Raw genomic sequence first — 18,363 nt, 5'->3', positions numbered from 1 at the left:
CCGCGTGGGAATGCCGTTCACGACGCTCCGCGTCGTCTATCCCGAGTGTTTCAGCCCTTGGCTTGTAGCTCGCGCAACCACGCCAGACCAACGCTGGTGTCGCCTTTCGGACGGTATTCGCAGCCGATCCAGCCGCTGTAGCCCAACTCGTCGATCACATTGAACAGGTGTTCGTAGTTCAGCTCGCCAAGGTTCGGCTCATGGCGGTCCGGGACGCCTGCAATCTGAATATGGCCAATGCCCGCAAAGTCCCGGCGCAGTTTGCTGGTCAGGTCGCCTTCGACGATCTGGCAGTGGTAGCAGTCGAACTGCACCTTCAGATTGTCAGCGCCCACCAGTCTGCAGATTTCCTGTGCCTGATCCTGACGATTGAGGAAGAAGCCCGGCATGTCGCGGGTGTTGATCGGCTCGATCAGAATCGTGACGCCTGCGCCCTTGGCTTGCTCAGCCGCGAACGCGAGGTTTTCCAGATAGACCGCCTGATGACGCTCACGCAAGCTTTCATCGGCCAGCAAGCCAGCCATGACATGCACTCGGTCATTGCCCAGCACCTGTGCGTACTCCAGAGCCCGCTCGATACCGCTGCGAAACTCTGCTTCACGGCCCGGCAGCGTGGCAATGCCTCGCTCGCCTGCCTCCCAGTCGCCCGGTGGAGCGTTGAACAGCGCCTGCACCAGACCGTTGTCGCTCAGACGCTGCTTGGGTTCCTGAGGGCTATAGGCGTAGGGGAACAGGTACTCGACCGCGCCGAAACCATCGGCTGCGGCTGCGGCAAAGCGCTCAAGAAAATCATGCTGCGGGTACAGCATGCTGAGGTTGGCGGCAAAACGAGGCATGTTAACTCCAGTCTTCAAAGGGTCAGACGAATGGCCAAAGCAGCAGGGTGATCACGAAGCCCAGTGTGCCCAGCAGCGTGACCAGTACGGTCCAGGTGCGCAAGCCGTCGGCGACGTTGAGGCCTGCCAGCTTGGTGAACATCCAGTAACCGGCATCATTGATGTGCGACATGGCCAGACCGCCACCGCCCATCGCCAGGCACAATAGAGCCAGGTGGTTGGCGCTCAGGTCCAGCGTGGCGATCAGCGGGCTGAGAATGCCTGCAGTGGTCACCAGTGCAACGGTGGTCGAACCCTGAACAGCGCGCAGCAGCAGGGTCAGCAGGAAGCCCAGCGCGAGTACCGGCAGACCGGTGTTACGCAGCGCCTCGGAGACCACCGCACCAATGCCGGTGTCGACCAGCACCTTGCCAAACACGCCACCGGCACCGGCAATCAGAATCACCATCGCCACACCCGGCAAGGCCGAGCCGATCACATCGGACACCTGAGTGCGGCTCCAGCCACGACGCGAGCCCAACAGCCAGGCGCACAGCAGGGTATCGATCAGCAATGCCACAAGCGGCGCACCGAGAACGGTCAGCACTGCACGCAGCGTGGACGTGGCTGGCAGCATGGTGGTGGCCAGCGTGCCCATCAGAATCAGTACGATCGGCAACAGAATGAGCGCGATGATCAGCCCGAAACCCGGTGCAGGTGCTGGCGGCAGTTTGCTCGCCAGGCTGCTGGCGGTCTCTTCTGCGCCCAGGGTTCTGGTTTCAGTGGCTTCACGCACAGCGGAATAATCGTTGCGCGCCCAGGCTTCCAGGTCTTCGTTGGTAACGTGCGGGCCGTAGACTTCGGCGCGGATATCGTCGGTCATCGGGTAGGTTTTGCGGGTCATGCGCCCCGCGACGAAATAGCCGATCATGCACAGTACGGCAACGATCGGAATACCCAGCATCAGCACCCGGCCCAGGTCCGCGCCCAACTGGCTGGCAGCGGCTACCGCGCCGGGGTGCGGCGGCAGGAACGCGTGCACGGCAAGCAAGGCTGCACACATTGGCAGCGCGAAGATCAGCAGCGGCTTGCGTGCCGCCCGTGCCACACCGTATGCCAACGGCATGAGGATGATCACGCCGACTTCGAAGAACACCGGAATACCGACCATGAAGCCTGCAACAGTCAGCGCCAGTGGCGTGCGTCTGTTACCGAAGCGGTTGATCAGGGTTTTGGCCAGCGCCTCGGCCCCGCCCGACAGCTCGATGATGCGTCCGATCATCGCGCCCAAAGCGATGATGATCGCGATGTGGCCAAGGGTCTTGCCCATGCCGCCTTCAATGGTGGTAACCAGATCGGCCGGTTTAACACCGGCGACCAGCGCCACGATAATGCTGACCAGCATCAGGGCGACAAAGGGCTGGAATTTGTACTTGAGCACCAGGAACAACAGCAGTGCGATGCCCGCACCGGCCACGATCATCAACATGAGCGGCGTCATGCCCGTGCACTCCGGTCAATGGTGGTAAATAGGAACAACGAAACAGCGGGATAGGGGTGAGTCATGCTCTCGATTCCTGTTGTTATTGTTTTTCGTCCGGGAGGTGCAGCGCGCCCCCCGATCAATGTGTGTCCGTTACCACTTCGCGCCGAACACCTGATGCAGTTCTTCAAGCGCCGCCGGGTCCAGCGGCGCAGGTTTGGGATTGCTCATCAGCCACAGACGCGCTGTTTCTTCCAGCTCTTCCAGGGCGTAGCAGGCCTTGGCCACCGAACTTTCCCAGACCACCGGGCCGAGCCGCTCGAGCATCACGCCGCGCACGCTGTTGGCCAGTTCCGCCACGCGCTCGGCGACTTTCGGCGAGCCCGGACGCTCGTAAGGGATCAGCGGGATATGCCCGACCTTCATGATCTGATACGGCGTCAGCGGCGGCAGAATGTCGTCTTCGCGCCATACGCCCGCCAGGGTCAGCGCCACCAGATGCGTCGAGTGGGTGTGCACCACGCCGCCGACCTCAGGGTTGCGGTCGTAGACTTCGCGGTGCAGGGCCAGGGTCTTGGACGGCTTGCTACCGGATACCCATTCACCGGTCAGATTGACCTTGGCGATATCGGCCGGGTCCATGCGGCCCAGGCAGGCATCGGTCGGGGTAATCAGCCAGCCGTCGTCGAGTCGTGCGCTGATGTTGCCGGCGCTGCCCACCGTATAGCCACGGCCATACAGCAGACGGCCGACGTCGCAGATTTCCTGACGCAATGCGTTTTCGTCGATCATCAGGCCGCCCCCGCCAGTTGCTTGAGGGCTTTGGCGAAGAAGTCGCGAGCGCCGAAATTACCGGACTTGAGCGCCAGTGCCAGCGGTTGCACGCCGCTGCTGACTGTGGCCGGAACGCCCGGATCGATCTGTGCGCCGATCTGCAACAGTTGCACGCCCAGCGCCTGAACCACGGCACCGGAAGTTTCGCCACCGGCAACCACGAAACGCCGTACGCCTGCGTCCAGCAGCCCTTTGGCGATTTCGCCGAGTGCGGCTTCGACCATGGCCCCGGAGCGTTCGACGCCCAGTTCTTTCTGCACGGCTTTGACTTCATCCGGCGTACTGGTGGCGTAGATCAACACGGTTTGCCCGGCGTCTCTGGCAAAGGCCAGCGCCTGCTCGACCACCGGCTTGCCTGCGGCCAGATCCAGCGGATTGATGCGCAGTGCAGGGCGATCGGCTTCCAGCCAGGCCGCAACCTGACCGTTGGTGGCAACCGAAGCGCTGCCCGCCAACACCACTTCGCCGCCACTGATGGCGACCTGTTTGGCGGCATCGATATCGCGCAGCTTGCCTGCCTTGCGGAAGTTACCCGGCAGGCCCAGCGCCAGACCCGAGCCACCGGTCAGCAGCGGCAAGTCGGCGCATGCTTCGCCCAGGGTGTACAAATCGGCATCCGACAGGGCATCGGCGATCGCCATGCTCACACCTTCGGCGCGCAGCTCGGCAATTCTGTTGCGCACGCCTTCGACGCCCTGGGCAATGCTGTCATAGCGCAATAGGCCGACCTTGTGGCGGGTCTGCGCTTGCAGCACACGCACCAGATTGGCGTCGGTCATGGGCGTCAGCGGGTGGTTCTGCATGCCCGATTCGCTGAGTAACTGGTCCTGTACGAACAGATGGCCACGGAAAATCGTGCGGCCATTTTCCGGGAAGGCCGGGCAGGCGAGGGTGAAGTCGCTGTCCAGTTGCTCCAGCAGTGCTTCGCTGACCTGGCCGATGTTACCCGCGGCGGTGGAATCGAAGGTCGAGCAGTATTTGAAGAAGATCTGCTCGCAGCCGCGCTCGCGCAGCCATTCCAGCGCAGCGAGGGATTCAGCCACCGCGTCGGCGCTTGGTGTGGTACGCGATTTCAGGGCGATGACAATCGCGTCGGCGTCCAGGCCGGCAGCCATTTCGGCGCTGGGGATGCCGATGCTCTGCACGGTGCGCATACCGCCGCGCACCAGCATGTTGGCCAGGTCGGTCGCGCCGGTGAAGTCATCGGCAATGCAGCCCAGCAGCGGGCGAGCGTTGTTCAGGCTCATCAGTCGCTCCTCAGGCTTTTTCTGGCTTGGCTTTCGGCAATTCGATGCCCGGGAAAATCTTGATCACCGCCGAGTCATCCTCGCGGCCGAAACCGGCGCTGGAGGCCTGCATGAACATCTGGTGCGCGGTGGCCGACAGCGGCAGCGGGAATTTGCTGCTGCGCGCGGTATCCAGCACCAGGCCGAGGTCCTTGACGAAGATATCCACAGCCGACAGCGGCGTGTAATCGGCGTTGAGGATGTGCGGCACGCGGTTCTCGAACATCCACGAGTTACCGGCACTGTTGGTGATCACTTCGTACAGCGCGTCAGCATCGACGCCTTCACGCAGGCCGAGGGCCATGGCTTCGGCGCTGGCTGCGATGTGTACGCCAGCGAGCAACTGATTGATGATTTTGACTTTCGAACCCAGACCGTGGACGTCGCCCAGGCGATAGACCTTGCCGGCCATGCCGTTGAGGATGGCTTCTGCCTTGGCGTAAGATTCGGCCGGGCCGGAGGTCATCATGGTCATCTGGCCAGCGGCGGCCTTGGCGGCGCCGCCGGAGATCGGTGCATCGAGGTACAGCAGGTTCTGTGCGGCCAGACGCTCGCCCAGTTCGACGGCGAAGGTTGGCGCGACAGTGGCGCAACCGATGACCAGACTGCCCGGACGCAGCGCCGCGACCGCGCCGTTTTCACCAAACAGGACGGTTTCGGTCTGCTCGGCATTGACCACGACGGTAATGATCACATCGCAGGCAGCGGCCACGCTGGCTGGGGATTGGCAGGCAACGCCGCCTTCCTGGGCAAACGCTTCGGTCACGCTGCTGCGCACATCGCAGGCATGCACAGTGAAGCCGCTACGCAGCAACGAGCGGGCAATGCCCAGACCCATCGCACCCAGGCCGATAACGCCAACGTTTTTGCTGGTCATGCAGTAATCCTCAAAGTCAGTGCCGATGCCTGTGTCGCTGGCATTCGAGCGTTATTGTTCTGATCTGTGAATCGGATAGTGAATCAATGAGTAAATAATGTGAAGTATTTTTATTTTTCACAAAAATTAACATCGATAGGCTTTTTCCATCGCGCACAAAAAAGCCCCTGTGCGGGGCTTGATTGATGTGAGCCAATATTCTGCGCGTTGCGCAGCCCTTCAAGGGTCAGAACTTCGGCACTGGCGCGCTGGTGGCGTTTCTCAAAGAACCGCTTTCCTGACGCACGACTTCTTTGGGCTTGTACGCGCAATAACCGGGACGCGGTCCGACTTTCGGGTGGTTGCGGCAGGTGTCCGGGCGCTTGTCATAGATGGTGCACAGGCGGCTTTTACGGTCCAGGTACAGGCAGTCGTTGTTGCTCATGCGCTGCAACGTGAAGATTTCCGACTTCTGGTTGTAACGCCCGACGATGCCTTCTTTCTGCAGACGTTTGGCGATGTTCTTCGCCGGATCGCCGCGCTCGAACTCATCGACGATGCCGATGCGGATCAGGTCCTTGATCTTCACTTCTACCGGCAACGTGCAGCAACTGGACACGCAGCCCCCGCACATGTGGCTGGAGTATTTGGCCCAGGTGTCGATGCGATCGAGTTCTGCGGCGGCGATCAAGGTGGGTTTCATTTTATTTCAGAATTCCGGGTGTATCGGGGCGCGCGATCATACCGGGCCGCGGCCATTTGCAGTAAGTAAAAATTGTCGAGGCGACTGTCGGTCAGTCAGGGAAGGGCATCATCGGTATCGAGGTCCATGCCTGCCGAGCGCATTCGGTCAGCAGGCATGGCGTTCAGGTTAGCCTCAGGACTTGAGCTTGTCGTCAGCCCTGAACATGCTGCGAATGCCGCGCACGGCCTGACGGATGCGGTCCTGATTCTCGATCAGCGCGAAGCGCACGTGATCGTCGCCGTACTCACCGAAACCGATGCCCGGCGAGACACACACCTTGGCTTCGGCCAGCAGCTTCTTGGCGAACTCCAGCGAACCCAGGTGCGCATAAGCCTGTGGAATCTTCGCCCAGACGTACATCGACGCCTTGGGGTTTTCGACCATCCAACCCAATTCGTGCAAGCCTTTGACCAGCACGTTGCGGCGCTGGCGATACTGCTCGGCAATGTCGAGCACGCACTGCTGATCGCCTTCCAGCGCGGCAATCGCCGCCACCTGCAGTGGCGTGAAGGTGCCGTAGTCGTGGTAACTCTTGATCCGCGCCAGTGCATTCACCAGTTCGGGGTTGCCGACCATGAAGCCAATCCGCCAGCCCGCCATGTTGTAGCTTTTGGACAGGGTGAAGAACTCGACGGCAATGTCCTTGGCACCCGGCACCTGCATGATCGACGGGGCTTTCCAGCCATCGTAGACAATATCGGCGTACGCCAGATCGTGAACCACCAGCACGTCATACTGCTTGGCCAGCGCCACCACGCGCTCGAAGAAATCCAGCTCCACACATTGCGCCGTCGGGTTGGACGGAAAGCCCAGAATCATCATCTTCGGCTTGGGAATCGAGCCGCGAATGGCTTTTTCCAGCTCGTCGAAGAAGTCCACGCCTGGCACCAGCGGCACCGATCGCACCTGGGCGCCGGCAATCACGGCACCGTAGATGTGGATCGGGTAACTGGGGTTGGGCACCAGCACCGTGTCGCCCTGATCCAGTGTGGCGAGCATCAGGTGGGCCAGGCCTTCCTTGGAACCAATGGTCACGATCGCTTCGCTTTCAGGGTCGATGTCGACCTCGTAGCGCTTCTTGTACCAGTTGGAAATGGCCCGGCGCAGGCGCGGAACGCCCCGCGAGGTGGAGTAGCCGTGGGTGTCTTCGCGCTGGGCGACGGTAATCAGTTTTTCGACAATGTGCGGCGGTGTGGCCCCGTCGGGGTTGCCCATGCTCAGGTCGATAATGTCCTCACCACGACGACGAGCAGCCATTTTCAGCTCGGCGGTGATGTTGAACACATAAGGGGGGAGTCGATCGATGCGCGCAAAGCGGCGCGGCGAACCTTGGTCAGCCATGAGTATCTCGCAAACGTAAGCGCCCGGAACCGTCCGAGCGACGTGGCCACATGAGGCGGCCTGCCGAGGAAGATAGATGGGCTGACAGCCTTTTGTCCATCTGGATTTGCAACGCCGTGCCAAGACCGATATTCGGACCCCACCAAACCACCCGGCGGTGTAGAATCGGCGCTATTCATCGCCAGTCATCCCCGGCGGGTTTATGAGCTCAGGCCGAATACACGGTGATCCCGTGGTGTTCGGTTTCTTCGCTGCCTGCGGTCACTGCCGCTCGTTCGCGACGTCAATAGAAGCTCACTCCCTTCCTGATCAGCCTTATTTTTGCCGGAGTGTTTCAATGCCTGATTACCGCTCGAAAACGTCCACCCACGGCCGCAACATGGCCGGCGCCCGTGCCCTGTGGCGCGCCACGGGCATGAAGGACGAAGACTTCAAGAAACCGATCATCGCCATCGCCAACTCCTTCACCCAGTTCGTACCCGGCCACGTCCACCTCAAGGACATGGGCCAGCTGGTCGCGCGTGAAGTCGAGCGCGCCGGTGGCGTGGCCAAGGAATTCAACACCATTGCGGTCGATGACGGTATCGCCATGGGCCACGACGGTATGCTCTATTCGCTGCCGAGCCGCGAGATCATTGCCGACTCCGTCGAGTACATGGTCAATGCGCATTGCGCCGACGCCATCGTGTGCATTTCCAACTGCGACAAGATCACCCCGGGCATGCTGATGGCGTCGTTGCGCCTGAACATTCCGGTGATCTTCGTCTCCGGCGGGCCAATGGAAGCGGGCAAGACCAAACTGGCCAGCCACGGCCTGGATCTGGTCGATGCGATGGTCATCGCTGCTGACTCGACCGCCAGTGACGAAAAAGTCGCCGAGTACGAGCGCAGCGCCTGTCCGACCTGCGGGTCGTGTTCCGGCATGTTCACCGCCAACTCGATGAACTGCCTGACCGAAGCACTGGGTCTTGCACTGCCGGGCAACGGTTCCGCACTCGCCACCCACAGCGACCGCGAGCAACTGTTCCTGCAGGCTGGCCGCACCATCGTTGACCTGTGCCGTCAGTACTACAAGGAAAACGACGATTCGGTGTTGCCGCGCAACATCGCCAACTTCAAGGCGTTCGAAAACGCCATGACGCTGGACATCGCCATGGGCGGCTCGACCAACACCATCCTGCACTTGCTGGCCGCCGCTCAGGAAGCCGAGATCGATTTCGACCTGCGCCACATCGACCGTCTTTCGCGCAAGGTGCCGCAGCTGTGCAAGGTCGCGCCGAACATCCAGAAGTACCACATGGAAGACGTGCACCGCGCGGGCGGGATCTTCAGCATCCTTGGCGAGCTGGCCCGTGGCGGCCTGCTGCACACCGACCTGCCGACCGTGCACAGCAAGACCCTGGCCGAAGGCATCGCCAAATGGGACATCACCCAGACTGACGACGAAGCCGTGCACACCTTCTTCAAGGCGGGCCCGGCAGGCATCCCGACGCAGACCGCGTTCAGCCAGTCGACCCGTTGGGAAAGCCTGGATGACGACCGCGAAAACGGCTGCATCCGCAGCGTAGAGCACGCCTATTCGCAAGAAGGTGGCCTGGCCGTGCTGTACGGCAACATCGCGCTGGATGGCTGCGTAGTGAAAACTGCCGGTGTCGACGAGTCGATTCACGTCTTCGAAGGCAACGCCAAAATCTTTGAAAGCCAGGACAGCGCAGTACGCGGGATTCTTGCTGACGAAGTCAAAGCGGGCGACATTGTCATCATCCGCTACGAAGGCCCGAAAGGCGGTCCGGGCATGCAGGAAATGCTCTACCCGACGTCGTACCTGAAGTCCAAAGGGCTGGGCAAGGATTGTGCGTTGCTCACCGACGGTCGTTTCTCGGGCGGTACGTCAGGCCTGTCCATCGGTCACGCTTCACCGGAAGCGGCGGCAGGTGGTGCAATCGGTCTGGTGCGCGACGGTGACAAAGTGCTGATCGACATCCCCAATCGCTCGATCAACCTGTTGATCGACGATGCGGAAATGGCCGAGCGCCGTACCGAACAGGACAAGAAAGGCTGGAAGCCGGTCGAGTCGCGTCCACGCAAAGTGACCACCGCCCTCAAGGCCTACGCCCTGCTGGCGACCAGCGCTGACAAGGGCGCGGTACGTGACAAGGCGTTGCTGGACAAACTGGTGCCTTGATCTGCATCGGCAACACTAAAAAGCCCGGCAGAGATGCCGGGCTTTTTGCTGCGTTTGAAAAAGCAGCGCTTACTTGCGGTCTGCAATCACCCCGATCAGCACCAGCACCACCAACAGCACCGGCGCCAGGCTGTAGTTGTTGAACTGGCTGAGGCCGCGCACTACCCAAGGCGTGGCATAGATCAGTGCTGCGCCGCTGCCGACTGCGCACAGCAGAGCGATGAGCGGGATGCGCAGGGCACCGGTAATGCCGCTGATTCGCTGTTCCAGCCAGCCTTTGATGTCCGAGCCGAACAGCACCAGCAGGCAGCCCACCAGCGCGAGCGCGATTTCCGAGAGATTGCTGCGGCTCCAGCGCGAGACGGTGGCGAGCAAGTCGAGTACGAAATCCATGCAGGGTCCTTAGATCAGAAAGTATTGCAGCAGGTCGTTGAGGAACAGCTGGCCTTGTGGCGTGGCGATCAGGCGTGTCGGGTCCTGGTGCAGCAACCCCTTTTGTTCAGCCTGTCGACGCGCCTCGGCCAGCGAATCGAGGCTTAGACCGGTTCTTTCGCGAAATAACGCAGCGTCCACACCATTTGTCAGTCGCAGTGCGTTCATCAGGAATTCGAATGGCAATTCGTCCAGCGGCAACAGCTTGGAACCGGCCTGAAACGGCTTGTCCGGGTTCAGGTAATCCTTGGGCAGCCGGGTTTTCCAGGTGCGCATGATGCGCCCGTCCGGGTGGCTCAGCTTGCCGTGTGCGCCTGCGCCGATGCCGATGAAATCACCGAACGCCCAATAGTTGAGGTTATGCCGCGCCGGTTTTCCGGGCTGTGCATAAGCCGACACTTCGTATTGCGCGTAGCCATGAGTGGCCAGCAAGTGCTGTCCGGTTTCCTGAATGTCCCAAAGAATGTCGTCTTCGGGCAGCACCGGTGGCTGATTCCAGAACACCGTGTTGGGTTCCAGGGTCAGTTGATACCAGGACAGATGAGTCGGGGCGAGGGCGATGGCCTGGCGCAGATCGTCCAGCGCTTCGTCCTGGGACTGGTCTGGCAGGCCGTGCATAAGGTCCAGGTTGAAGTTGTCGAAACCGGCCTGACGCGCCATGTCGGCGGCACGAATTGCTTCGTCGCCATTGTGGATGCGGCCCAGCGCCTTGAGTTTGGACTCCTGAAAGCTCTGAATGCCGATCGACAGTCGATTGATGCCCAGACCGCGATAGGCGCTGAATTTGACCTGTTCAAAGGTGCCGGGGTTGGCTTCCAGGGTAATTTCGATGTCGCTGGCAAAGCGGATGCGTTGTTCCACGCCCTTGAGCAAGCGGCCCAGTGCGTCTGCGCTGAACAGGCTTGGCGTACCGCCACCAAAGAAGATCGATTGCAGTTCGCGGCCATAGACGTGAGGCAGGTCCAGGTCCAGGTCGGCGAGCAGGGCGTCGACGTATTCCTGTTCCGGCAATACCGGGCTGGCAGTGTGCGAATTGAAGTCGCAGTACGGGCATTTGCGCACGCACCACGGAATATGGATGTACAGCGACAGCGGTGGCAGGTGCGGCAGCGCAGGGCGTGGGCTTTCTGACGAGAAACCGCTCTCGCCGAGAAACAGCGGCTGCGCAGGCGAATCGTGGGTCATTGCAGCCCCAGGCGTTGCCGCAACAGGACCATGGCGCGAGCGCGATGGCTGAGCTGGTTTTTCTCGCTCGGGCCGAGTTCGGCGCTGGAGCAATTGCGCTCCGGCACCCAAAACAGCGGATCGTAGCCAAAACCGTGTTCGCCGCTGGCTGCGTGCAGGATGCGCCCATGCCACAGGCCTTCACACAGAATCGGCAGCGGGTCGTCGGCGTGACGCACCAGCGCCAATACGCAGACGAACTGTGCGCCACGCTGCTCGTCCGGCACGTCTTTGAGCGCTTCCAGCAGCTTGGCGTTGTTGGCGGCATCGCCCTTGCCCTCGGCGTAGCGTGCGGAATAGATACCCGGCGCACCGCCGAGAAAGTCCACCGCCAGCCCCGAGTCGTCGGCCAGCGCAGGCAGGCCGGACAGACTCGCGGCGTTGCGTGCCTTGAGGATTGCATTCTCGACGAATGACAGGCCGGTTTCTTCCGGCTCTACCAGGCTGAACTCACTGACCGAGCGCAGCGTTACGCTGCCGCCGAGCATGGCCTGGAGTTCCTTGAGTTTGCCGCCATTGTGGCTGGCCAGTACGAGTTGTGTGAGGTTCATGGTTGGCCTGTCGTGGTGCTTGAAAACGGTCGGTTAAACGGCAATCCTGTGGTCCGTCAGCCCTGGGCTGGTGACGCGGTAGATGCCGATCTCGCCGAGCAGATTGGGCCAGAGTTTGCTGGCCCAGCCGTGGCGATGCTGTTGATCGACGGCCAGCCTGTCGAGCACCTTTGCATCGCGTTCACGGCACAGTTCTTCGAAATCGCCGAAGGTGCAGAAGTGGATGTTCGGCGTGTTGTACCAGGTATACGGCAGAAATTCGGACACCGGCATGCGGCCCTTGCTCGCCAGGTACCAGCGGCAGCGCCAGTGACCGAAGTTCGGGAAGGTGATGATGCACTGGCGACCGACGCGCAGCATCTCGTCGAGGATTCGGTCCGGGTAATGTACCGCTTGCAGGGCCTGGGTCATGACCACGACGTCGAAGCTGTTGCTGGCAAAGTTGCCCAGCCCCTTGTCGAGGTCCTGCTCGATGACGTTGATGCCCTTGGCGACACACTCGGCAATGTTGGCGGCGTCGTTTTCCAGCCCGTAGCCGGTGACCTGCTTGTGGTCACGCAGCCAGGTCAGCAATTCGCCGTCACCGCAGCCCAGGTCGAGCACGCGGCTGCCCGCGGGAATCCATTCCTGAATGATTTCCAGATCGGCTCTCATGACGTCCTCACAACGAAATTCGGTTCATGTAATTACCGAAAGCCTGCAAGTAGCGCGGAATCGGGATCAGAAAGGCGTCGTGGCCTTGAGGTGCGTCGATTTCCAGGTAGCAGACGTCCTTGCGCGCGGCCATCAGTGCGTCAACCAGTTCCCGCGAGCGGGCCGGCGAGAAGCGCCAGTCGGTAGTAAACGACATCACGCAGAATTTGGCGGTGGCATTGGCGAAGGTCTTGGCCAGATCGTCGTTGAAGTTGGCGGCAGGGTCGAAGTAATCCAGTGCCTTGGTCATCAACAGGTAGGTATTGGCGTCGAAACGCCCGGAAAACTCTTCACCCTGATAGCGCAGATAGCTTTCGACCTGAAACTCGACGCTGTGGAAGTCGTAGTTGAGTTTTTCGCTCTTCAGACCACGGCCGAATTTCTCGCCCATCGAGTCATCCGACAGGTAGGTGATGTGCCCGACCATCCGTGCCAGCATCAGGCCGCGTTTGGGGATCACTCCGCGTTCCTGGAACGAACCACCGTGGAATTCGGGGTCGGTGAGAATGGCCTGACGTGCCACCTCGTTGAACGCGATGTTCTGTGCCGACAGCTTGGGGGCCGAGGCGATTGCCAGGCAATGGCGCACGCGATCCGGGTAGCTGATGGTCCATTGCAGTGCCTGCATGCCACCCAGACTGCCGCCAATCACCGCGGCCCACGTGTCGATGCCGAGCAGATCCGCCAGCCGGGCCTGACTGTTGACCCAGTCTTCCACGGTCACCACCGGGAAGTTGGCGCCGAACGGCTTGCCGGTGTCCGGGTCGATACTGCTCGGGCCGGTAGAGCCGTTGCAGCCGCCCAGGTTGTTGAGGCTGACGACGAAGAACGTGTTGGTGTCGATAGGCTTGCCAGGGCCGATGCAACTGTCCCACCAGCCCGGTTTGCGGTCATCGGCGCTGTGGAAGCCTGCGGCATGGTGATGCCCGGACAGCGCGTGGCAGATCAGCACGGCATTGCTGCGTGCGGCGTTGAGCTGACCGTAGGTTTCGTAAATCAGGTCATAGGCCGGCAACGAACGACCGCAGGCCAGCGCCAGAGGCTCGCTGAAGTGCGCCGTCTGTGGTGTGACCAGTCCGACAGAATCGTGAGGGAATACCGTGGGCATCGACCCTGCTCTCGCATAAATGAGGCGTAAGTCTAAAGACCGCGGGGTGCAGCGGCAATAAGCGATGTTGTGAGGCACAAATCAGCTGCACCTCGGGACAGGACGCAGAGCGTCCAGANGCATGCGACGCGGAGCGTCGCAGATAGTTGAGGTGATCGTTCCGCACGCTCCAGCGTGGAACAAGATTGCTTACATCAGCAACCGCAGCACATCCGGCATGTTGCTCATGGCGGCGAGGTTGTTGATGACCAGCATGTCCAGCAGCTTGAGCACCAGGAATGCGAGGATCGGCGAGATATCCAGCCCGCCCAGGTTCGGGACGATCCTGCGGAACGGTGCCAGGGCGGGTTCACAGATCTGGTTGACCAGCTCTGCGCCGGGGTTGCTGCTACCCGGTGCTACCCACGACAGAATCACGCTGATGATCAGGGCAAAGAAGAATATCTTCAGGAACAGTGCGGTGACGCCGATGATCGACCAGAGCAGCAGGTGCAGCGGATCGCCCGTGGTGCCGAACATCAGCAGCAGGGTCAGGGCCATCAGGATCATCTGCACGATGATCGCCAGTACCAGCGAAGACATGTCCAGCCCGCCCAGGCTTGGGATAATGCGCCGCAGCGGCTTGAGCAGCGGCTGGGTGGCGCGCACGATGAACTGGCACAGCGGGTTGTAGAAATTGGCCCGCACCAGTTGCAGCACAAAGCGCAACAGCACGATCAGCAGATAAAGACTGCCAAGCGTTTGCAGGACGTAAATTGCAGCGGTGTTCAATCCGATCATCGATCTGCTCCAGAAAACCCGAAAATTATTTGCCCAGTTGCTCAGCCAGCTCGGCTGCACGGTGATCTGCGGCAGTCAGTGCCGTTTCCACCAGTGCTTCGAAGCCGCCTGCCTGAAATGCCTTGATGGCCGCCTCGGTGGTCCCGCCCGGCGAGGTGACACGACGACGCAGCTCGCCCGCACCCACATCACTGCCGGTCGCGATCAGTGCCGAACCCAGTGCGGTTTGCAGGGTCAGCTTTTTCGCGATGTCTTCCGGCAGGCCCAGTTTTACACCTGCCGCGGTCATCGCTTCCATCATCAAAAAGAAGTACGCAGGGCCACTGCCGGACACCGCTGTTACAGCGTCCATGTGTTTTTCCTGCTCAACCCAGACTGCCACACCGACGGCCGACAGCAGTTGCTCGGCCTGCTCGCGTTGTTCGGCAGTGACCTTGTCGGTCGCATACAGCCCGCTGGCACCCTGACGCAGCAGTGATGGGGTATTGGGCATGCAGCGCACCACCGGCTGATCGCCAAGCCATTGAGTCAGGCTGGCGCAGGTAATGCCGGCTGCGACCGAAACAATCAACTGATTGGCTTCGAGGCTGGACTTCAACGCCTGGCAGACGTTTTTCATCATCTGCGGCTTGACCGCCAGCACCGCGACATCTGCGCCCTTGATCGCCTCTGCGTTGTCGGCAAATACCTGGATGCCATGATCGTTGGCGATGCGTTCGCGGGTTTCGGCACCCGGCGCGCTGGCACAGATCAGTGCCGCGTCCACGCCTTGGGCGCGCAGGCCGCCGATCAGGCCGGCAGCCATGTTTCCGGCACCGACGAAGGCAATACGAGTCTTGCTCATGAAGGGGTCCTTATGGGGAAGGTTATGGCTGGCCATAGTCGCGGGTGCCAAAGAGAGCTATGCCGATACGCACCCAGGTTGCGCCTTGTGCAATGGCGGCTTCCAGGTCGTGGCTCATGCCCATGGAAAGCGTGTCGAGCGCCAGGTTCAATTGCTCCTGCAACGTGCGCACAGCGGCGAACGAGGCATGCTGAGCCGCAGGGTCGTCTGTGGGCTCGGGGATCGCCATGAGGCCACGCAATTTCAGTCGCGGCAGGGCGATGATGGCGGCGGCCAGTGCCGGCAGGTCCTGAGGCGTGCAGCCCGACTTGCTGGCTTCGCCACTGACGTTCACCTGAATGCAGATGTTCAGTGGTTCAAGCGCCTCGGGGCGTTGCTCGGACAGGCGTTGGGCAATTTTCAGGCGGTCCACGGAATGTACCCAGGCGAAGTTCTCGGCGATAGCGCGCGTCTTGTTCGATTGAATGGGGCCGATGAAGTGCCAGCACAAGGGCAGGTCGCTCAGTTCGAGCTGTTTGCCCAATGCTTCCTGTAAATAATTTTCGCCAAAGTTGCGCAAGCCTGCGGTGTAAGCTTCACGCAGGTCGCCGGCGGGCTTGGTTTTGCTCACCGCCAGCAGGCCGACGGACGCCGGTTCGCGGTTGGCGGCGAGGGCTGCGTCGCGAATTCGTTGTTCGAGCGTTGAAATGTTCGCTGCTATCGTGGACATTGATTTGCGCCAGCAGGGCTAAAGTCTGCGGCATTCTATGTGATTGAGGAGCTGTATGGATATTACCGAGCTGCTGGCCTTCAGTGCCAAACAGGGCGCGTCGGACTTGCACCTCTCTGCAGGTCTGCCACCGATGATCCGCGTCGACGGCGATGTGCGGCGTATCAACCTGCCCCCGCTGGACGCCAAAGAGGTCAAGGCGCTGATCTACGACATCATGAACGACAAGCAGCGGCAGGATTTCGAGGAGCGTCTGGAAACCGACTTTTCCTTTGAAGTGCCGGGCGTTGCGCGTTTTCGGGTCAACGCATTCAACCAGAATCGCGGCGCAGGCGCGGTGTTTCGTACCATTCCCTCGAAAATCCTGAGCATGGAAGACTTGGGGATGGGCAGTGTGTTTCGGAAGATTACCGACGTGGCACGCGGCCTGATTCTGGTCACCGGGCCGACCGGCTCAGGCAAGTCGACGACGCTGGCGGCGATGATTGACTACCTCAATTGCAACAAGCATCACCACATCCTGACCATCGAGGACCCGATCGAATTCGTTCACGAGTCGAAGAAGTGCCTGGTCAACCAGCGCGAGGTGCACCGCGACACGCTGGGCTTCTCGGAAGCACTGCGCTCGGCCCTGCGCGAAGACCCGGATGTGATTCTGGTCGGCGAGATGCGTGACCTGGAGACCATCCGCCTGGCGCTGACCGCGGCTGAAACCGGCCACTTGGTATTCGGTACGCTGCACACCACGTCAGCAGCCAAGACCATCGACCGGATCGTCGATGTGTTTCCGGCGCAGGAAAAATCGATGATTCGCTCGATGCTCTCCGAGTCATTGCACGCCGTGGTTTCGCAGGCGCTGCTCAAGAAGGTCGGCGGCGGACGCGTGGCAGCGCATGAAATCATGATGGGCACCCCAGCCATCCGTAACCTGATTCGCGAGGACAAGGTGGCGCAGATGTATTCGTCTATCCAGACCGGCGGTTCGATGGGCATGCAGACGCTGGACATGTGCCTGGCCGATCTGGTGAAGAAGGGGCTGATCACCCGCGAAAGCGCGCGCGAACGTGCCAAGGTGCCGGATAACTTCTGATCGCAGGGAGGCTGCAGGAACGAAAAAGGGGGCTTGAACGCGTTCAAGACCCCTTTTTCAGATGCAGCTTGCGGACTGCGGATTCACGCCAGTATCAGCGCTGAACCACACGCATCTGTCCTGGTTGCTTGGGCAACACACGCTTGGCGATCTTGTAGTGACTGTTCCAATACGGTTTGTTCAGCGTATCGACAGTTACCGCCTTGCCACGGCGCGGCGCATGAACGAACTTGTTGTCGCCCAGGTAAATGGCGACATGGTTGATGTTGCGGCTCTTGATATTGAAGAACAGCAGGTCACCGGGTTTCAGATCCTTGCGATCCACCGTCTGACCATGACCCTGGGCCATGGCATTGGAGGTGCGTGGCAGGTCTACCTCACGGACATCCGTGTAGGCATATTTGACCAGCCCGCTGCAGTCCAGGCCCTTGCCGGGCGTGGTGCCGCCCCAGCGGTAAGGCGTACCGACAGCCTGCAAGGCGCGTTTCACGACGGCATTGCCCTGCTTGGCAGGGACAGCAGCCGACGCCTGCAAGGTGGCCTTGCTGGCGTTCTTGCGTGAAACAGGCTTGGAGGCGCGGGCGTTTTTGGGGTGAACGGATACTGGTGTGGCTTCCTGAGGTGCATTGCGAGTCGCGAGTGCCGGTGAAGAGTGACTTTTGGCGGTGTAGCCCGTGAAGCTCGCAGGAAGTTGTTGCTCACGATTGGTGGCGTGGGCGGCCAGTGGCATAAAAAGGCAAATGGTTAGCCATGTCTTGAAAAAAGGACGCATTCGGCAGGGCTCGTAGTGGTCAGCGCGCAACTTTATAACAGCTTTTTCGGAAAATCTGACCCCATTTGTCGAGCGCATCACACTGGTATCATTGCGTTTTATGCGACAGACTCTTTCTTTTTTCTTGCTAATCCCTTTAACGACAAGGGCTTGGCGGCATAAAACCGCCTCGTATGCCATACGTCGGAAGAGGGAAACCAAGTCACAAATTTGTTATGTATTTTTTTCTATCAGCGCAAAGAGGGTAAAAATGAACGCCTATCGTTCGGACACGCACAGCAAGGTCATGGGCTACCTGATGTGGATTTTCGGGTTCCTGGGGGCGCATCGCTTTTACTACGGCAAGCCGGTGACCGGGACCATCTGGTTCTTCACCTTCGGTCTGTTTGGTATCGGCTGGCTGATCGACCTGTTTCTGATCCCTTCGATGGACCGCGAAGCCGACCTGCGCTTTACCTCAGGTTCCACCGATTACAGCCTGGCGTGGATCCTCCTGACCTTCCTGGGCCTGTTTGGTGTGCACCGCATGTATCAGGGCAAGTGGATCACCGGCATTATCTACCTGTGCACGGGCGGGTTGTTTCTCTTGGGAAGATCTGAAGTAGCCGGATGTTT

The 18,363-nt window shown here is 60.6% G+C and carries 19 protein-coding genes; 3 read left to right on the top strand and 16 right to left on the bottom strand.

What is annotated here, in order from left to right:
- Window positions 1-50: 50 nt before the first annotated feature.
- The 7 genes from otnI to alaC all read right to left on the bottom strand — a co-directional run bounded on the left by otnI (window position 51) and on the right by alaC (window position 7,360).
- Entirely contained in the window at window positions 51-836 is a 786-nt protein-coding gene (otnI, locus tag ALO64_RS06665) for a 2-oxo-tetronate isomerase (protein ID WP_044344012.1), read from the bottom strand.
- Between the two features lie 22 nt (window positions 837-858).
- Entirely contained in the window at window positions 859-2,316 is a 1,458-nt protein-coding gene (locus tag ALO64_RS06660) for a GntT/GntP/DsdX family permease (protein WP_044344011.1), read from the bottom strand.
- A 135-nt stretch (window positions 2,317-2,451) separates the two neighbouring features.
- Window positions 2,452-3,090 (bottom strand): 3-oxo-tetronate 4-phosphate decarboxylase, encoded by a 639-nt coding sequence (gene otnC / locus ALO64_RS06655; protein WP_044344010.1) that lies wholly within the window; start codon window positions 3,088-3,090, stop codon window positions 2,452-2,454.
- Complete coding sequence (gene otnK, locus ALO64_RS06650) at window positions 3,090-4,379, bottom strand: 3-oxo-tetronate kinase (RefSeq protein WP_044344009.1); 1,290 nt, start codon at window positions 4,377-4,379, stop codon at window positions 3,090-3,092. Before otnK ends, otnC begins: the two co-directional genes overlap by 1 nt.
- Before the next feature lie 10 nt (window positions 4,380-4,389).
- Entirely contained in the window at window positions 4,390-5,295 is a 906-nt protein-coding gene (gene ltnD, locus ALO64_RS06645) for an L-threonate dehydrogenase (protein WP_044322887.1), read from the bottom strand.
- 226 nt (window positions 5,296-5,521) lie between these two features.
- On the bottom strand, window positions 5,522-5,977 hold the full coding sequence (locus ALO64_RS06640) for a YkgJ family cysteine cluster protein (RefSeq protein ID WP_044344008.1): 456 nt from the start codon (window positions 5,975-5,977) through the stop codon (window positions 5,522-5,524).
- 174 nt (window positions 5,978-6,151) lie between these two features.
- Window positions 6,152-7,360, bottom strand: coding sequence for an alanine transaminase (alaC, locus tag ALO64_RS06635; protein WP_044344007.1), 1,209 nt, complete (start codon window positions 7,358-7,360; stop codon window positions 6,152-6,154).
- A 337-nt stretch (window positions 7,361-7,697) separates the two neighbouring features.
- On the opposite strand from alaC, the gene ilvD reads away from it, so the two are divergent.
- Complete coding sequence (ilvD, locus tag ALO64_RS06630; RefSeq protein WP_031595017.1) at window positions 7,698-9,545, top strand: dihydroxy-acid dehydratase; 1,848 nt, start codon at window positions 7,698-7,700, stop codon at window positions 9,543-9,545.
- 69 nt (window positions 9,546-9,614) lie between these two features.
- Here the strand turns inward: ilvD and ALO64_RS06625 are convergent, their stop codons facing one another.
- From ALO64_RS06625 to ALO64_RS06590, 8 genes are all read right to left on the bottom strand, one after another.
- A complete protein-coding gene (locus ALO64_RS06625) occupies window positions 9,615-9,938 on the bottom strand; it encodes a DUF3392 domain-containing protein (RefSeq protein ID WP_002551720.1) in 324 nt (107 codons plus the stop codon).
- Window positions 9,939-9,947: 9 nt separating this feature from the next.
- The gene (hemW, locus tag ALO64_RS06620) at window positions 9,948-11,162 is read right to left on the bottom strand and encodes a radical SAM family heme chaperone HemW (protein ID WP_005731045.1); all 1,215 of its coding nucleotides are present in this window, start codon (window positions 11,160-11,162) and stop codon (window positions 9,948-9,950) included.
- On the bottom strand, window positions 11,159-11,752 hold the full coding sequence (rdgB, locus tag ALO64_RS06615; protein WP_044344006.1) for an RdgB/HAM1 family non-canonical purine NTP pyrophosphatase: 594 nt from the start codon (window positions 11,750-11,752) through the stop codon (window positions 11,159-11,161). The genes hemW and rdgB overlap by 4 nt, the downstream gene beginning before the upstream one ends.
- Window positions 11,753-11,785: 33 nt before the next feature.
- Complete coding sequence (gene metW, locus ALO64_RS06610) at window positions 11,786-12,406, bottom strand: methionine biosynthesis protein MetW (RefSeq protein ID WP_002551723.1); 621 nt, start codon at window positions 12,404-12,406, stop codon at window positions 11,786-11,788.
- 7 nt (window positions 12,407-12,413) lie between these two features.
- Window positions 12,414-13,553: a homoserine O-succinyltransferase MetX gene (gene metX / locus ALO64_RS06605; RefSeq protein ID WP_002551724.1), complete on the bottom strand. Its 1,140-nt coding sequence runs from the start codon at window positions 13,551-13,553 to the stop codon at window positions 12,414-12,416.
- A gap of 189 nt (window positions 13,554-13,742) precedes the next feature.
- Window positions 13,743-14,333 (bottom strand): YggT family protein, encoded by a 591-nt coding sequence (locus ALO64_RS06600; protein WP_005731049.1) that lies wholly within the window; start codon window positions 14,331-14,333, stop codon window positions 13,743-13,745.
- 25 nt (window positions 14,334-14,358) lie between these two features.
- Window positions 14,359-15,177 (bottom strand): pyrroline-5-carboxylate reductase, encoded by an 819-nt coding sequence (gene proC, locus ALO64_RS06595; RefSeq protein ID WP_044344005.1) that lies wholly within the window; start codon window positions 15,175-15,177, stop codon window positions 14,359-14,361.
- Between the two features lie 22 nt (window positions 15,178-15,199).
- Window positions 15,200-15,886, bottom strand: coding sequence for a YggS family pyridoxal phosphate-dependent enzyme (locus ALO64_RS06590; RefSeq protein WP_044344004.1), 687 nt, complete (start codon window positions 15,884-15,886; stop codon window positions 15,200-15,202).
- A 55-nt stretch (window positions 15,887-15,941) separates the two neighbouring features.
- Between ALO64_RS06590 and ALO64_RS06585 the strand changes: the two genes are divergently transcribed.
- The gene (locus ALO64_RS06585; RefSeq protein WP_004654396.1) at window positions 15,942-16,976 is read left to right on the top strand and encodes a type IV pilus twitching motility protein PilT; all 1,035 of its coding nucleotides are present in this window, start codon (window positions 15,942-15,944) and stop codon (window positions 16,974-16,976) included.
- A 94-nt stretch (window positions 16,977-17,070) separates the two neighbouring features.
- Here the strand turns inward: ALO64_RS06585 and ALO64_RS06580 are convergent, their stop codons facing one another.
- A complete protein-coding gene (locus ALO64_RS06580; RefSeq protein WP_002551729.1) occupies window positions 17,071-17,748 on the bottom strand; it encodes a C40 family peptidase in 678 nt (225 codons plus the stop codon).
- Between the two features lie 250 nt (window positions 17,749-17,998).
- Here ALO64_RS06580 and ALO64_RS06575 point away from each other — a divergent pair.
- Window positions 17,999-18,363: TM2 domain-containing protein (locus ALO64_RS06575; protein WP_054991676.1), on the top strand; the 365-nt coding region annotated here is incomplete at its 3' end.

Origin of the sequence: Pseudomonas meliae, assembly GCF_001400515.1 — a bacterium.
In the GTDB taxonomy this organism is placed as follows: Bacteria; Pseudomonadota; Gammaproteobacteria; order Pseudomonadales; family Pseudomonadaceae; genus Aquipseudomonas; species Aquipseudomonas amygdali.
This window is presented reverse-complemented; position numbering and strand designations above follow the sequence as displayed.

Excerpts from the sequence above, each read along its gene's own strand:
- otnI (WP_044344012.1), bottom strand. The coding sequence starts at position 836 with ATGCCTCGTTTTGCCGCCAACCTCAGCATGCTGTACCCGCAGCATGAT.
- ALO64_RS06660 (WP_044344011.1), bottom strand. The coding sequence starts at position 2,316 with ATGACGCCGCTCATGTTGATGATCGTGGCCGGTGCGGGCATCGCACTG.
- otnC (WP_044344010.1), bottom strand. The coding sequence starts at position 3,090 with ATGATCGACGAAAACGCATTGCGTCAGGAAATCTGCGACGTCGGCCGT.
- otnK (WP_044344009.1), bottom strand. The coding sequence starts at position 4,379 with ATGAGCCTGAACAACGCTCGCCCGCTGCTGGGCTGCATTGCCGATGAC.
- ltnD (WP_044322887.1), bottom strand. The coding sequence starts at position 5,295 with ATGACCAGCAAAAACGTTGGCGTTATCGGCCTGGGTGCGATGGGTCTG.
- ALO64_RS06640 (WP_044344008.1), bottom strand. The coding sequence starts at position 5,977 with ATGAAACCCACCTTGATCGCCGCCGCAGAACTCGATCGCATCGACACC.
- alaC (WP_044344007.1), bottom strand. The coding sequence starts at position 7,360 with ATGGCTGACCAAGGTTCGCCGCGCCGCTTTGCGCGCATCGATCGACTC.
- ilvD (WP_031595017.1), top strand. The coding sequence starts at position 7,698 with ATGCCTGATTACCGCTCGAAAACGTCCACCCACGGCCGCAACATGGCC.
- ALO64_RS06625 (WP_002551720.1), bottom strand. The coding sequence starts at position 9,938 with ATGGATTTCGTACTCGACTTGCTCGCCACCGTCTCGCGCTGGAGCCGC.
- hemW (WP_005731045.1), bottom strand. The coding sequence starts at position 11,162 with ATGACCCACGATTCGCCTGCGCAGCCGCTGTTTCTCGGCGAGAGCGGT.
- rdgB (WP_044344006.1), bottom strand. The coding sequence starts at position 11,752 with ATGAACCTCACACAACTCGTACTGGCCAGCCACAATGGCGGCAAACTC.
- metW (WP_002551723.1), bottom strand. The coding sequence starts at position 12,406 with ATGAGAGCCGATCTGGAAATCATTCAGGAATGGATTCCCGCGGGCAGC.
- metX (WP_002551724.1), bottom strand. The coding sequence starts at position 13,553 with ATGCCCACGGTATTCCCTCACGATTCTGTCGGACTGGTCACACCACAG.
- ALO64_RS06600 (WP_005731049.1), bottom strand. The coding sequence starts at position 14,333 with ATGATCGGATTGAACACCGCTGCAATTTACGTCCTGCAAACGCTTGGC.
- proC (WP_044344005.1), bottom strand. The coding sequence starts at position 15,177 with ATGAGCAAGACTCGTATTGCCTTCGTCGGTGCCGGAAACATGGCTGCC.
- ALO64_RS06590 (WP_044344004.1), bottom strand. The coding sequence starts at position 15,886 with ATGTCCACGATAGCAGCGAACATTTCAACGCTCGAACAACGAATTCGC.
- ALO64_RS06585 (WP_004654396.1), top strand. The coding sequence starts at position 15,942 with ATGGATATTACCGAGCTGCTGGCCTTCAGTGCCAAACAGGGCGCGTCG.
- ALO64_RS06580 (WP_002551729.1), bottom strand. The coding sequence starts at position 17,748 with ATGCGTCCTTTTTTCAAGACATGGCTAACCATTTGCCTTTTTATGCCA.